The sequence below is a fragment of the Taklimakanibacter albus genome (genome assembly GCF_016595235.1).
GTDB classification, from domain to species: domain Bacteria; phylum Pseudomonadota; class Alphaproteobacteria; order Rhizobiales; family Aestuariivirgaceae; genus Taklimakanibacter; species Taklimakanibacter albus.
Map to the genome: position 1 here is coordinate 36939 of NZ_JAENHL010000004.1, position 13216 is coordinate 50154.

The window sequence follows — 13216 nt, forward strand, 5'->3', positions numbered from 1 at the left end:
GTCTGCTCCCTTAAGCTGTTATCGCGCCGCCGCTGACCATCCATGGCGTCCCGAAGCGATCGATCACCATGCCGAAGGCTTTGGCAAAGAAGGACGGCTGCAACGGCACGAGGACGTGTCCGCCATCGGCCAGGCCAGCGAAGATGCGCTCCGCCTCCTGCTCCGATTCGTAGTCGAGCGTAACCGAGAATCCCTTCATGCCTTCATAAGCACCACCGCCCGCCCAGTCGCTCGCCATGAGGACATCGCCATTCGTGAAAGTGAGCTGCGCATGCAGGACCTTGTCGGCGCGGCCCGGTGGTGTCTGCGGCGACGGCGGCAGGTCACCATATTGATGAGACGGTCGAGTTTGGTTCCAAGAGCCTTCTCATAAAAGCGCATGGCCTCGCCGGCCGTGCCGTTGAAAGAGAGATAAGTGCTGATCTGGCGCATGGGGTCTTCCTTTCATCCCGCAAATCGGCAGAGCGGGAGGCGGACCATAAGCGCATCGCTAGGGATCTGTTTTGTACAGAAACGACAATTGCTCGTCCTGACGCAGAACACCCGCCGGGGTCTGGCCGACGAGACGCTTGAGCGCACGGGTCATATGCGGTTGGTCGAAGAATCCCGCTTCATGGACCGTGTCGAGAATGGAATGGCCATCCTTCAGGAGCTGGACGGCGCGCCGAGCCCGTTCGATCTGCCGGAAGGTGCTGTGGGTCATGCCGGTCGCGTGGCGGAAATGGCGCTGGGCCGAGCGCAGAGACAGCGCCTGCTCATCGCCCGCGAACCCTTCGGTGATGGCCTGATTGCGGGTGATGAGTCCACCCTTCACCAGGCGCGACACGAAATCCTCCGCCGTCTCAAAACCGGGATATTCCCACTCGGCGCCGTCGAGCCAGAAACCACGCCCGGCCATGTCAGGCATATCCTTGTCGTTGCGGTCGATGAGCGCGCTCACCGGCAAAGACGGCATGAAAGTGCCGAGCTTGAAGCGGATGCCGAACCATTCGCCGTCGGCCGGACAATCGGCCAGCGTGGCTTTCGTCTCCGGCCCCCGAATGGTCAGGAAGGTCCTGCCCCTGACGCGTGACACCGCCATCTCCCAATGCGGCGAGGCGATGGAATGGAATTGTCCGGCCCGCTCGCTGTGACAGCGCCAGACCCTTTCGATGAAGGGCGAGTCCGATGTCCGGTCGTCAAAGACGAGGAACAAGATGTGCTCTCCTCTCAGCTTTGTTTGGCTTCACGCAGGAAAGCGCGGCCGATTGCTTCCGCGAAAGATTTGAGCGCCGCGGCACTCGCTCCGTCACGGGCCGAACCCGACATGCCTTCGAGCGCGATGACGATAAGATCGGCAAGCGTTTCGGCCTTGGCCGGATGTCCGGTCGCGATGAAATCACGAAGCGCCGTGCGGCTGGCTTTCTTATAGGAAGCGATGATGGCCCTCGCCTCCGGATCGGCGCTGTTGCGTGCCCCGTCGAGGACCAGACAGCCGGCGACACCGTCATGTTCGGGATAGATTTCCGCCGCAACGAGCAGCATGCGTTCGATGACCTCGTTCACCGTGCCGCCTAAGGCCTTGGCGCGGCCGAACACATTCGCATCGCTCGTCGAATAGTGCTCGACGGCGCGCTCGAAAAGACCAGCTTTGCTGCCGAAGGCAGCATAGAAGCTCGGCGGCTTGATGCCGAGCTCGGCGCCCAGCTCCGCCACGCCCACCGCATCGTAGCCGCGACTATGAAAGAGCCGCACCGCCTTATGGACCGCCTCCTCCACGTCGAAGGAGCGCGGCCTGCCACGGGGATCCAATTTTTTTGTAGCGACCACTAAAATAACCCTTGCGCCTCTCGCATCCCCATATATATAGCGATCACTACACAAATGCAAGGAGAGCTCAAATGACAGATTTTTCGGGAAAGAACGTCCTGGTACTGGGCGGCAGCCGTGGCATCGGCGCCGCCATCGTTCGCCGCTTTGCCAAGGGCAACGGCAAAGTCGCCTTCACCTATTCGGGATCCAAGGAGGCGGCCGAGAAACTCGGTTCCGACACGGGTGCCGAGGCCATCAGGACCGACAGCGCCGACCGCGACGCGCTGATCGCCACCGTCGCCGGCCGTGGCGCTCTCGATATTCTTGTCATCAATGCCGGCATCGCCGCTATCGGCGATCCGCTGACATTCGAACCGGATGACATCGACCGGATGATCGATATCAATGTGCGGGCGCCCTATCACGCCGCCGTCGAAGCGGCGCGTCAAATGAACGACAATGGCCGCATCATCGTGATCGGCTCGGTCAATGGTGATCGCATGCCGTTTGCCGGTGGCGCCGCCTATGCGCTTACCAAATCTGCCGTACAGGGCATGGTCCGCGGCCTTGCGCGCGACTTCGCCCAGCGCGGCATCACCGTCAACAGCGTGCAGCCCGGCCCGACCGACAGCGACATGAATCCGGCCGACGGCCCGTTTGCCGAATTCGCGCGCAGTTTCATGGCCATCAAGCGACATATCCATGCCGACGAGATCGCCGAATACACGGCCTTCGTCGCCGGCCCCCATGGCGCGATGATCACCGGCGCGTTTCAGACGATCGATGGCGGCTTCGGCGCCTGAGCGGCGCATCACGACGCAGCCCGTCGCGCCGAGGCGAACAGCGCCTCGATATAGCGCCGTAAATGGACGAGACACTGGGCCCCGGCTTCGGGGTCCTGCTTCGCCTTGGCGAGGATCAGCGCGCCCTGGATGACCGCCTGCATGTGCAGCGCGAGACTGTCGGGCGTCCAGGTGCCGTCACTGCCATATTTGTCGATCGCCGCCGCGATGTCCTTGGCGAGCCCCGTGCCATGCCGGTCGAAAGTGACCGTGCAGGCATCGCGGATCTGCGGATGGGACAGATAGACCTCTTGCACCAGCGTGCCGCCGAAGCAGGTGAACTGGAGGAGTTCGCCCTGCATCGCACTCTTGCGAAAGTCGACATAAGCGAGCAGCCGATCCACCGGATCAGGTAGCGCCTGATAGGGTGCGGCGGCGAACAGCGCGCAGGCATATTCGCCCCAATGCCCTGCCGCTTCGATGGCAAGCTCCTCCTTGCTTTTGAAATGATGGAAGAAGCTGCCTTTGGTAAGTCCCGCCTCGGCGCAGATGTCCTCGATGCGCGTCGCGGCGTACCCCTTGGCGCGAAAGACATCCAAGGCGGCATCCAGAATTTTGGTCTTGGACTCGTGTCTCGTATCTTGCGTCTGCATTTCATACCTGCCGGCAAGCAAAATACCTACCAGTTGGTATGCTGTCAATTGATGGCACTAATCCCGAGTGGCGAAGGCAATCGCCCGGTCAATCGCATCCTTGACCGCGACACTTTCGAGGCGCGCATCGAAGCCATGCGGCGCGCCAGGCAGATTGACCACTTCAACGGCCGCGTCGGCGCCGAGCAGCACCTTGATGGTCTCGTCCTGAAGCGCATTGAGGCCTTTCATCTGATCGCCACCGGCCCTGAGGATCAGGAGCGGCAGCTTACGCCCGGCGATTGCCGCTGCGCTCTTCTGCAAGCTCATCCGCTGGGCGAGCTCGGGACTGGTGAGCGGCTCGCTCGGGCTGCCGGGCACGATCCCGGTCGAGGGATAGAACAAGGCGATGCGGGTGATGGCGAGCGGACGCTTGTCCTCGATCAGCGACGGCGCCAGCAGCCCACCGGCCGAGAAAGCGATGGCGCTGACGCGCTTCGTGTCGAGCCCCCGCCCCTCGCCCTGCGCCGCCAGCCAGGCCAGCACCTGATCCAGCTGGCCGAGCGCCAAATCGAGCTCGCGTTTCGGCACGCCCAACGAATGGTCATACATCACCGCCGCCGCCCCCGAGGCGGCAATGACCGTGCCCCAGTCGCGATAGACCTGCCAGACACTCGCCGGCGCCTTGATCTTGGCCGGAATGCCGCCATGCATGAGAAGCACGACCGGCAGCTTGCCTTTGCTCTCCCCCTTGGGCGTCGACAGCGTGATCTTGACCGGCGAACCATCGGCACGCTGGCCGATCGTCACCTCTTCCTTCAACACGTCGACGCTGACGAGCGGATGGCGCAAGGGCGGATTGTCCTGCGCCTGCGCGGCGGCACCGAAGAAGATGAACAATAATGACAGAAGACGAACCGCGCTCAGCCTCATGATCATTCTCCCGGGAAAGAGGTCCTCACCGCTCTAGCAAGTCCCACCCCGGAAACGCGTTTCCGCGATTGCTAACTCACCTTCACGAGGCCTTGAAGAAATCCCGCGCCGCTTCCTCGCTGACGAAGCTCGCCGTCGGCTGTCCCTCATTGATGCCCGACTCGATGAGCAGCGGGCTCGCCGTTGCGCCGACGACACCGTCGGCACTCACCGCAAGCCCCAGGCCATGCCCAAGTCCCGCCAAGGCGCGCACCACCTTCTCCGCGTCCTTCTCGTTCATATTCGCCACGAAGCGGCGATCGATCTTCACCTTGTCGAAGCCGAATTCGCGGATGTGATAGAGATTGGAATAGCCGGTGCCGAAATTGTCGAGGGCGATGCGCACGCCCGCCTGGCGCAGAGGCGCGAGCGCGGTCTTGGCGGCCTCGAGATCCTTGACGATCAGGCTCTCGGCCACGTCGAGCTCGAAACGGCCGGGTGCGATCTCGGCCTTCGCCAGCATCTTCAGGATATTGCTGCCGAGCTCACGGTCCTGCAATTGCGCCGGCAGGATGTCGACGGCGAGGGACACGCCGTCCGGCCATTGCCGCGCCGCCGAACAGGCGAGCTCCAGGACGCGCGCCGCAAGGACATGGATGAGCCCCGCCTCCTCGGCAATCGGCAGGAAGCGCTCGAGTGGAACTTCCTCGCCATCCTGGCCGACCCAGCTCGGCACCGCCTCGAAGCCTTTCACGCGGCCCGTCGTCAGATCGAAAGACGGCCGGAAACGCGGCCGCACACGATCCTGATCGAGCGCTTGGCGCAACTCGAGCTCCATGCGGGCGCGCTCGCGCATGAGCTGGTCCATTTCCTCTTCGAAGAAGCGGAAGGTCGAGCGCTTCTCCGCTTTGGCGCGATAGAGCGCCACGTCGGCCTTGCGCATCGCCTCGACACCGCTGAGCGCATCGTCGGGCAGGAGCGCGATACCGATACCGGCGCCGATCTGATGCCGGCTGCGGCCGGTGCCGATCGGCTCCGACAGTTCGTGGATGATGCGCAGCGCGATGCTCCCGGCGGCCTCGGCGCCGAGAAGATGCAGGGCAAGGATGATGAACTCATCACCCCCGAGCCGGGCCACCAGATCGCCTTCGCGCACCGCGCGCAACAATCGGGAGGCGACATGGAGCAGCACCTCATCGCCGACGCCATGGCCATAATTGTCATTAACCTGCTTGAAGCCGTTGAGATCGAGCAGGAACACCGCATGTGCGAGACCGGCGGACGGCGGCGAGGCGACGGCGGTATGCAACGCCTCCTCGAATTGCCGGCGGTTGGCGAGCCCGGTCAACGGGTCCTGATACGCAAGCTCGCGAGTGCGGGTCTCGGCCGCGATACGCCGCGCCATCTCGCGCTTCTGATCGAAATAGCGGCGCATCGCGAAGATGAAGAGACCTATCGCCAGGACGCCGCCGATCAGCAGCACTTCATCGAGCTCGACGATCCGCTCGGCCGCCGTCGCGCTGGGCGCGACGAGGAAAATGTCGATCTCGAAGGCGATGTAGGCGAGCACCAGGAGACCAAGGGCGAGCAAGCCGAGATCCTGGATACTGACTCGGTGTTTCATGATGAAACTCCAGATGCGCGACAAGAGAGCCTCTTCATTGTGGAATCGAAACATCGCCAAAGCCTTGCGCCGCTATAGCATGGGATGTTCATCGCTCACACCGCTCCGGCCTGTTCCAAAATGGCATATTCTTTGGCAAGACGATCGAGCAGAGCACGGACCGACGGCAGCAGCCCGCGCCGCGAGGGGAAGGCCGCATGGATGATGCCTGAGCGCGGCGCCCAGCCCGGCAGCACATCGACCAGACGTCCGGCGCGCAGATCCTCTTGCACGACGAAGGTGGGCAGCTGACAGACGCCGACGCCCTGAAGCGTCGCCAGCTTGAGCGCCACCATGTCCTCGGTCACGAAGCGTGGCCGGTGGCGGACGATGCTCATGGCGCCATCGGCATCTTCGAGCCGCCATTCATGTTCCGGGCGCGCCGGTTCCCAGGCGAGGCTCGGCAGCAGAGCGAGATCCGCCGGCACGAGCGCGCGCGGCAAGTCCTTGACGATTGCCGGCGCCGCCACCAGCCGCTGCGTGCTTTCCGCCAGCTTGCGGATCACCAGATCACTGTCCTCGAGCGGCGGAAAACGCACTCTGATCGCCAGATCGAACCCCTCGCGGATGACATCGACGCGCCGGTTGGTGCTTTCGAGCTGTATGTTCACCTTCGGACAATCGGCCACAAAACGTGCGATGATCTCGCCGAGATGAAAATAGATGACCGATGAGGGACAGGCCAGCCGCACCGTCCCTTGTGGCTCGGATCTCATCCGGTCGATGGCTTCTTGCGCCGCATCCGCCTCGACCATCATCGCCACGCAATGCTGGTAATATTCGCGACCGATCTCGGTGACCGCGAAACGCCGCGTCGAGCGCTGGATCAGTCGGACCCCGAGGCGCTCCTCGAGCAGACCGATACGCCGGCTGAGCCTGGAGCGCGGCATGCCGAGTTTGCGGGCGGCGGCCGCGAAGCCGTTCTGCTCCACGACATCGACGAAGAAACGGAGGTCGTTGAGGTCCTGCATGGCCAATTGTCCTAAATTCAGGACATTATAGCCCGAGAAGGCTGTCTACCGCCAGATTTGGTGCAGCCATATGTTCTCCGTACCACGATCCCTCAGGGATCCCGCAAGGAGACATCAGATGAGAAAGATCTTAGGAATTTACGGCGGCACCCGGCCCCACTGGGTCGGCGACGGCTTTCCGGTCCGCTCCCTCTTCTCGCATGCGAGCCATGGCGAGCATATGAGCCCCTTCCTGCTCCTCGATTATGCCGGCCCGGCCAGGTTCGAGCCGACGGATCAGCCGCGCGGCGTCGGTGTCCATCCCCATAAGGGCTTCGAGACGGTGACCATCGTTTATGAGGGCGAGGTCGAGCACCGCGACTCGACTGGCCGCGGCGGCGTCATCGGCCCCGGCGACGTGCAGTGGATGACCGCCGCCAATGGCATCCTGCATGAGGAATTCCATTCCAAGGCCTTCACCGCCAAGGGTGGCACGCTGGAAATGGTGCAGCTCTGGGTCAATCTTCCCGCCTGCGACAAGATGGCGACGCCTGGTTATCAGGCCCTGCTCGCCGGCGACATTCCCTCGGTCGCGCTCGCCGGCGGTGCCGGCACGCTGCGTGTCATCGCCGGCGACTATCAGGGCCACAAGGGCCCGGCGCACACCTTCACGCCGATCGATGTGTGGGATGTTTCACTCAAGCGCGGCAAGCGCGCCGAGCTGACGCTGCCCGAAGGCCGCACGCTGGCGGTCATCGTGTTGAAGGGTTCGGTCCGCGTCAATGACGACACCACCGCCGGTGAGGCGCAGTTCGCCCTATTCGACCGTGCGGGCGGCGCCATCGCGATCGCGGCCGACGGTGACGCTCAGCTGCTCGTCCTGAGCGGCGAGCCGATCGACGAACCCGTCGTCATGCATGGCCCCTTCGTCATGAACAGCGTGGACGAAATCCGCCAGGCCATCACCGATTTCCAGAGCGGCCGCTTCGGGTCGATCACGGAAAACGCCTAAGCCACAACCCAAGGAGAATGACTATGTCCAAGACTTACAAGCGTCTCGACAAGGACCAGGCAGCGGTGCTGCTGGTCGACCATCAGACCGGGCTCCTGTCGCTGGTGCGCGACATCGATCCCGACAAGTTCAAGAACAACGTGCTGGCACTTGCCGATCTCGCCCGCTATTTCAAGCTGCCGACGATCCTGACCACCAGCTTCGAGGACGGGCCGAACGGTCCGCTGGTGCCTGAGCTCAAGGCGACGTTCCCCGACGCGCCCTTCATCCCGCGCCCCGGCCAGATCAATGCCTGGGACAATGAGGATTTCGTCAAGGCGATCAAGGCGACTGGCAAGAAGCAGCTGATCATCGCCGGCGTCGTGACCGAAGTCTGCGTCGCCTTCCCGGCGCTCTCGGCCCTGGCCGAAGGCTTCGACGTCTTCGTCGTCACCGACGCGTCGGGCACCTTCAACGAGATCACGCGGCACTCGGCCTGGGATCGGATGTCGGCGGCCGGTGCCCAGCTCATGACCTGGTTCGGCGTCGCCTGTGAGCTGCATCGCGACTGGCGCAACGATGTCGAGGGTCTCGGCACGCTCTTCGCCAACCACATCCCGGATTATCGCAACCTGATGACCAGCTATTCGATGCTGGCGTTGAAGAAATAGGAGACCATCATGATTGCCAATTTCGACGGAAAACGTCCCGTGATCGATCCCGATGATGCGGTGATGCTGCTCATCGACCACCAGAGCGGTCTGTTCCAGACCGTCAACGACATGCCGATGCCGGTACTGCGCAACCACGCGGCGGCGCTCGCCCGTATGGCGAGCCTCGCCAAGCTGCCGGTCATCACCACCGCCTCGGTGCCGCAAGGCCCGAATGGACCGCTGATCCCGGAGATCCACCAGAACGCGCCGCATGCGCAGTATGTCGCGCGCAAAGGCGAGATCAATGCCTGGGACAATCCCGATTTCGTCGCCGCGGTGAAGGCGACGAAGCGCAAGACATTGATCATCGCCGGCACCATCACCAGCGTCTGCATGGCTTTCCCAGCTATCAGCGCGGTCCAGGACGGCTACAAGGTCTTCGCCGTCGTCGATGCGTCGGGCACATATTCAAAGATGGCGCAGGAGATCACGCTTGCCCGCGTCGTCCAGGCCGGCGTCGTGCCGATCGACACCGCGGCCGTCGCCTCCGAACTGCAGCGCACCTGGCATCGCGACGACGCGCAGCAATGGGCTGAGATCTACACCAAGATCTTCCCGGAATATCAGCTGCTGATCGAAAGCTATCTCAAGGCGCAAGAAGTCGAGAAGAACCACGAGCAGCTCGACTCGCAGCGCAAGTAATGAAAACAGACGGCCATGGCGACGACCCATGGCCGCATTCTACATTGCACCTTACGGCACGACGGTCGTGAACAGATAGACCGCGAAAATGACGAGATGAACCGCGCCTTGCAACACGGTCGTCCGTCCGGTGCCGAGCGACAAGGTGGCGACCAGCAGCGACAGCGCCAGCAGCACCATGCCTTTGTGATCGAGCCCCAGCACCAGCGTCCATCCAGTGGCGACCGCCACCATCGCCACCGCCGGAATGGTGAGCCCGATCGAGGCCAGTGCCGAGCCGAGCGCCAGATTGAGGCTCGTCTGCAGACGGTTGTACCGGGCGGCCTTCAGCGCCGCGACGCTTTCGGGGAGAAGCACGATGGCGGCGATGATGATGCCGACGACGGCCTTGGGCGCCCCTGCCGCCGAGACGGCGGCTTCGATCGTGGGCGACAGCGCCTTGGCGAGCAGCACGACGGCGCCGAGGCAGATGATGAGAAGTCCGCCGCTGAACAGCGCGGTGCTGCGGCTCGGCGGCGGTGCATGCGCCGCCTCGTCACGTGCCGCTTGGCCTTCCGGCAGGAAATAGTCGCGGTGCCGCACTGTCTGCACCAGCACGAAGGCGCCATAGAGCGTCAGCGAGGCGATCGCGATCATGATGAGCTGGCCCGGCGAATAGATCGGCCCCGCGACCGTCGTCGTCGCATTGGGCAGAATCAGCGTGATGACCGACATGGCGGCAAGCGTCGCCAGCGCGGCGTTGACGCCATAAAGCCCGAAGGCCTGCTCGCCATGGCGCGATCCGCCGACCAGAAGGCAGATGCCCACCATGCCGTTGAGGATGATCATGATGGCGGCGAAGATCGTGTCGCGCGCCAGCGCCGCCGTCGTCTCGCCGCCCGCCAGCATCAGCGAAACGATGAGCGCCACCTCGATCACCGTCACCGCCAGCGCCAGCACCAGCGTGCCGAACGGTTCGCCGACCCGATGGGCGACGACCTCGGCGTGATGCACCGCCGCCAGCACGCAGGCGACGAGCCCGGCGCCAATCGCAATGTCATACAGCGGATGCGAGAAGCCGAGCGACACGGCAAGCAGCAGCCAGCCCGCAATCGGGCTGAGCCAGGTCCAGATGGGCAGATAGTCGCGCAGCATGATCAATCCGTTCTTCGAGGCTTAAGACAATCCACAGGTGAGGCAGAGAAGCGGAGCGCCGTCATCTTTCTGGACAGTCTTCGTGACCGTCAAGCCCGAACCCGCGAGCTTTTCCCGGACGAGGTCGGCAATCCGGCTCCGCTGTATCGCCGCCGGTGGTTCATAGAAGAGAAAAAGCCTGCCCGCCTTCTTCAACAATTTCCTGACGACCGGCAGCTCAGCTCGGGGATCGGTCCAGAACACATTGACGTTGATGGCGAAGACCTTGTCGAACGGGCCGTCGGCGCTGCCCAGATCGGCCAGCGCCGCGTGGCGGAAGAGCGCCTTGCCGGTCGTTTCCCAGTCCCGGCCTGTTTTACGGGCCACGGCGATGCCGGTGGCCGAGCGGTCGATGGCGAGGATGCGCCCGCTCTTCAGGCAGGGCACAATCAGGGATACCGCCAGACCCTTGCCGCACCCGACCTCGAGCAGCTCATCTGAAGGCCGGACCGCCAGGGTCTCGACCGCCCAGCCGATTCGTTCGGGGATCCTGGATGCCATTCCGCCACTATCGCCCATCCGCCTGGCCAACGGAACGTCTCAAATCCGGCCGCCTTTGTCCGTTCTGCCGCCACAAAGCCGGGCGATAAGTAACTTGCCCAAAGGGCACAGAGCATTAGAATTGCCGGGTGGTGCCGCTCATGTGATGAACGGCCCGCTGCATGTTTGATACATCCCGATTCCTTCCACAGCCTTGGTGCGATAACCCCCATGATGAAGAAGTACCTGATGGCCGGCACGGCGAGTGCCCTCCTCGCCCTCACCGCTTTGCCCAATCTGGCCGAGGCCAAGACGCGGATGCTGCTGATCGGCGTCGCCGATTACAATGAGGATTCGGGAATCCGCGACCTTCTGGGCCCCCGCAACGATGTTTCCATCATGTGGCGGCTGTTCAAGTCGCGCGGCGTCGATCCCAAGGATATTACCGTGCTGAGCGACGGCATTCCGGAAGGCGCCGAATATCCGGCCATGAACGGACCGGCCACCATCGAGAACATCCGCGCCGCCTTCGACAAGATCGCCGCCGAGACCGGGCCCGAAGACGACTTCATCTTCTATTATTCGGGCCACGGCACGCGCCAGCCGGACAACGATCCCGCCGCCGAGATCGAGCCTGAGGCCGACGGCTACGACCAGGTCCTGCTGCCGTCCAATACCGGCCCCTATGACCCGACTGGCGGCGGCATCAAGAACGCCCTCGTCGATGACGAATTGGGCCAGAAGCTCGACGCCATCCGCGCCAAGGGCAGCTTCGTCTGGGCGATCATCGATTCCTGCAATTCCGGCACGGTGACCCGCGGCGACAGCGTCACCCGCTCGATCGATCCGGCGACGCTCGGCGTCCCCGACAAGCCCGCGGCGACCACGGCCAATGCCACACGCGGCGGCACTCGCAAAGGCGCCCTTAGCGTCACCAATCAGAGCGACCTCGTCGGCTTCTATGCGGTCGATGCCTTCGACGAGGCGATCGAGCGCCCCTTCACCGGCTACAGCCTGCCGATGGTGGGTGACGGCAAGACCCAGCGCATGGGCGTCTTCACCAACGCGCTCCATCACGCACTGACCCAGGGCACGGCGCAGACCTTCGCCGATCTGGCGCGTGAGATCTCCGCCGACCTGCAGACCGACCGCTCGGGCGGGCGCGTGCCGCAGCCGGTCTTCGACGGCGTGCTCGACCGCGCCGTTCCGGGCACCGCCAGCAAGGGCCCACGCCTCATCACCTCGATCATCACCGATGACACGGTGGCGGTGCCGCAGGGGGTGCTGCACGGCTTCGAGGAAGGCTCGAAGGTCGAGCTCTATGCGCCGGGCAAGAGCGACGCACCGGTCGGCAAGGCCATTATTGTAAGCGCCGAAGCCGCCTCGAGCCAGGCCGGCAACATCGTCTGGACGGATGGCGCTCAGAAGATCACCTCCGGCCCGATCACGGTGAGACTCACCGAACAGGCGGTGAGCTTCCGCTATGCTGTATCGCCGCCGCCCGCCGACGACCTCAAGGCCGGCGCGGAATCCGACACCGTGTCCAAGGCAGTCGATCTCGCTTTCGGCAAGGAGTCGGGCGCGGCCGAGATCGGCATCAATATGGGTGAACCGGGCAATCCCGACGGCGACGTGCTGCTCAGGGCCCAGAACGGCCGCTTGTGGATCATGCGTCCCGACCGACCGCTCGACACCAAAGCGGGAAGCTTCGGCGAGACGCCATCGATCGCGATCGGCGACGATCCGCAAAAGCTCGCCGAGAAGGTCAAGCAGGCGGTATGGTCGCTGTCGCGCGCCGAGAAGTTGATCCGCTTCGCCTCCTCGGTCGGCTCATCGCAGGATCCCAATACCGACCGGCCGGAGATCACCGCCACCATCGAGCGCAAGGGCGACAAGAGCTCTGATCCGGCAAGCACCTGCGCCAAGCCCGACAAGAACGCGCAAGGCAAGCCGCTCGCCGCCTTCTCACCGCAAGGCGTCGGCAATTGCGACACGGTGCGCTTCAAGATCTCCAACGAGACGGACCAGACCTATTACATCGCTGCCTTTTACGTCGATGCGCTGGGCGGCGTGATGCCGCTGTCGAGCCAGGACAAAGCGCGTGGCTGCGTGCGCACGCTTTATTCGGGATCGGGTGAGGTCACCTATACGATCCAGATCAACACCTGGGATGCGAAGGACAAGCGCCCGGCGGCGATCGGCACCGAGAATGCGGTGATCCTCGCCATCCCGCAGGACGCTTCGAAGATCGCCCCCAGCATGTGCTCGCTGATCCAGCCGACCTTGTCGGCGATGCAGCAGACCCGCAGTGTCGAATCGGCGACCCGGGGCTCTCCACAGGCCAAATCGCTCAAGAATCTTCTGGGCGGCATCACCGGCTCGGCGACGCGCGGCGTGACCACTTATGAAGATGAAGCGGGCGGCCCGGCAATGACTTCGAGCCTGTTCACCTTCGACGTGCGCCCGTAACAAACGGCGCACGACCTC

General features: G+C 63.7%; 14 protein-coding genes. 5 read left to right on the plus strand and 9 right to left on the minus strand.

What is annotated here, in order from left to right; genetic code table 11:
• Positions 1-10: 10 nt before the first annotated feature.
• From JHL16_RS01485 to JHL16_RS01495, 3 genes are all read right to left on the minus strand, one after another.
• Entirely contained in the window at positions 11-322 is a 312-nt protein-coding gene (locus JHL16_RS01485) for a VOC family protein (RefSeq protein ID WP_200183681.1), read from the minus strand.
• A gap of 168 nt (positions 323-490) precedes the next feature.
• Positions 491-1195: a helix-turn-helix domain-containing protein gene (locus JHL16_RS01490; RefSeq protein ID WP_200183139.1), complete on the minus strand. Its 705-nt coding sequence runs from the start codon at positions 1193-1195 to the stop codon at positions 491-493.
• Positions 1196-1209: 14 nt separating this feature from the next.
• Entirely contained in the window at positions 1210-1734 is a 525-nt protein-coding gene (locus JHL16_RS01495; protein WP_200183140.1) for a TetR family transcriptional regulator, read from the minus strand.
• 146 nt (positions 1735-1880) lie between these two features.
• On the opposite strand from JHL16_RS01495, the gene bdcA reads away from it, so the two are divergent.
• Positions 1881-2594: an SDR family oxidoreductase gene (gene bdcA / locus JHL16_RS01500; protein WP_200183141.1), complete on the plus strand. Its 714-nt coding sequence runs from the start codon at positions 1881-1883 to the stop codon at positions 2592-2594.
• An 8-nt stretch (positions 2595-2602) separates the two neighbouring features.
• Here bdcA and JHL16_RS01505 read toward each other — a convergent pair whose 3' ends face one another.
• The 4 genes from JHL16_RS01505 to JHL16_RS01520 all read right to left on the minus strand — a co-directional run bounded on the left by JHL16_RS01505 (position 2603) and on the right by JHL16_RS01520 (position 6751).
• Positions 2603-3226, minus strand: a complete 624-nt coding sequence (locus JHL16_RS01505) for a TetR/AcrR family transcriptional regulator (protein WP_200183142.1) — start codon at positions 3224-3226, stop codon at positions 2603-2605.
• Positions 3227-3283: 57 nt separating this feature from the next.
• On the minus strand, positions 3284-4138 hold the full coding sequence (locus JHL16_RS01510) for an alpha/beta hydrolase family protein (protein ID WP_200183143.1): 855 nt from the start codon (positions 4136-4138) through the stop codon (positions 3284-3286).
• 82 nt (positions 4139-4220) lie between these two features.
• Positions 4221-5741, minus strand: coding sequence for a putative bifunctional diguanylate cyclase/phosphodiesterase (locus JHL16_RS01515; protein ID WP_200183144.1), 1521 nt, complete (start codon positions 5739-5741; stop codon positions 4221-4223).
• Between the two features lie 95 nt (positions 5742-5836).
• Positions 5837-6751 (minus strand): LysR substrate-binding domain-containing protein, encoded by a 915-nt coding sequence (locus tag JHL16_RS01520; protein ID WP_200183145.1) that lies wholly within the window; start codon positions 6749-6751, stop codon positions 5837-5839.
• Positions 6752-6869: 118 nt separating this feature from the next.
• On the opposite strand from JHL16_RS01520, the gene JHL16_RS01525 reads away from it, so the two are divergent.
• The 3 genes from JHL16_RS01525 to JHL16_RS01535 are packed head-to-tail and all read left to right on the plus strand — an operon-like array spanning position 6870 to position 9076.
• Positions 6870-7742: a pirin family protein gene (locus JHL16_RS01525; protein WP_200183146.1), complete on the plus strand. Its 873-nt coding sequence runs from the start codon at positions 6870-6872 to the stop codon at positions 7740-7742.
• A gap of 23 nt (positions 7743-7765) precedes the next feature.
• On the plus strand, positions 7766-8392 hold the full coding sequence (gene ycaC / locus JHL16_RS01530) for an isochorismate family cysteine hydrolase YcaC (protein ID WP_210345932.1): 627 nt from the start codon (positions 7766-7768) through the stop codon (positions 8390-8392).
• A 9-nt stretch (positions 8393-8401) separates the two neighbouring features.
• Positions 8402-9076, plus strand: coding sequence for a hydrolase (locus JHL16_RS01535; protein WP_200183148.1), 675 nt, complete (start codon positions 8402-8404; stop codon positions 9074-9076).
• A 51-nt stretch (positions 9077-9127) separates the two neighbouring features.
• On the opposite strand, the gene JHL16_RS01540 is transcribed toward JHL16_RS01535, so the two are convergent.
• Together JHL16_RS01540 and JHL16_RS01545 are read right to left on the minus strand one after the other, a co-directional pair.
• Positions 9128-10210, minus strand: coding sequence for a calcium:cation antiporter (locus tag JHL16_RS01540; RefSeq protein WP_200183149.1), 1083 nt, complete (start codon positions 10208-10210; stop codon positions 9128-9130).
• Between the two features lie 21 nt (positions 10211-10231).
• On the minus strand, positions 10232-10768 hold the full coding sequence (locus tag JHL16_RS01545; protein ID WP_200183150.1) for a class I SAM-dependent methyltransferase: 537 nt from the start codon (positions 10766-10768) through the stop codon (positions 10232-10234).
• 192 nt (positions 10769-10960) lie between these two features.
• On the opposite strand from JHL16_RS01545, the gene JHL16_RS01550 reads away from it, so the two are divergent.
• The gene (locus JHL16_RS01550) at positions 10961-13198 is read left to right on the plus strand and encodes a caspase family protein (protein ID WP_200183151.1); all 2238 of its coding nucleotides are present in this window, start codon (positions 10961-10963) and stop codon (positions 13196-13198) included.
• Positions 13199-13216 lie beyond the last annotated feature (18 nt).

Bases quoted from the DNA above. Each gene is read 5' to 3' on its own strand.
- JHL16_RS01540 (WP_200183149.1), bottom strand. From the start codon at position 10,210: ATGCTGCGCGACTATCTGCCCATCTGGACCTGGCTCAGCCCGATTGCG.
- JHL16_RS01515 (WP_200183144.1), bottom strand. From the start codon at position 5,741: ATGAAACACCGAGTCAGTATCCAGGATCTCGGCTTGCTCGCCCTTGGT.
- JHL16_RS01535 (WP_200183148.1), top strand. From the start codon at position 8,402: ATGATTGCCAATTTCGACGGAAAACGTCCCGTGATCGATCCCGATGAT.
- JHL16_RS01545 (WP_200183150.1), bottom strand. From the start codon at position 10,768: ATGGGCGATAGTGGCGGAATGGCATCCAGGATCCCCGAACGAATCGGC.
- JHL16_RS01510 (WP_200183143.1), bottom strand. From the start codon at position 4,138: ATGAGGCTGAGCGCGGTTCGTCTTCTGTCATTATTGTTCATCTTCTTC.
- JHL16_RS01505 (WP_200183142.1), bottom strand. From the start codon at position 3,226: ATGCAGACGCAAGATACGAGACACGAGTCCAAGACCAAAATTCTGGAT.
- JHL16_RS01525 (WP_200183146.1), top strand. From the start codon at position 6,870: ATGAGAAAGATCTTAGGAATTTACGGCGGCACCCGGCCCCACTGGGTC.
- JHL16_RS01550 (WP_200183151.1), top strand. From the start codon at position 10,961: ATGATGAAGAAGTACCTGATGGCCGGCACGGCGAGTGCCCTCCTCGCC.
- ycaC (WP_210345932.1), top strand. From the start codon at position 7,766: ATGTCCAAGACTTACAAGCGTCTCGACAAGGACCAGGCAGCGGTGCTG.
- JHL16_RS01520 (WP_200183145.1), bottom strand. From the start codon at position 6,751: ATGCAGGACCTCAACGACCTCCGTTTCTTCGTCGATGTCGTGGAGCAG.
- bdcA (WP_200183141.1), top strand. From the start codon at position 1,881: ATGACAGATTTTTCGGGAAAGAACGTCCTGGTACTGGGCGGCAGCCGT.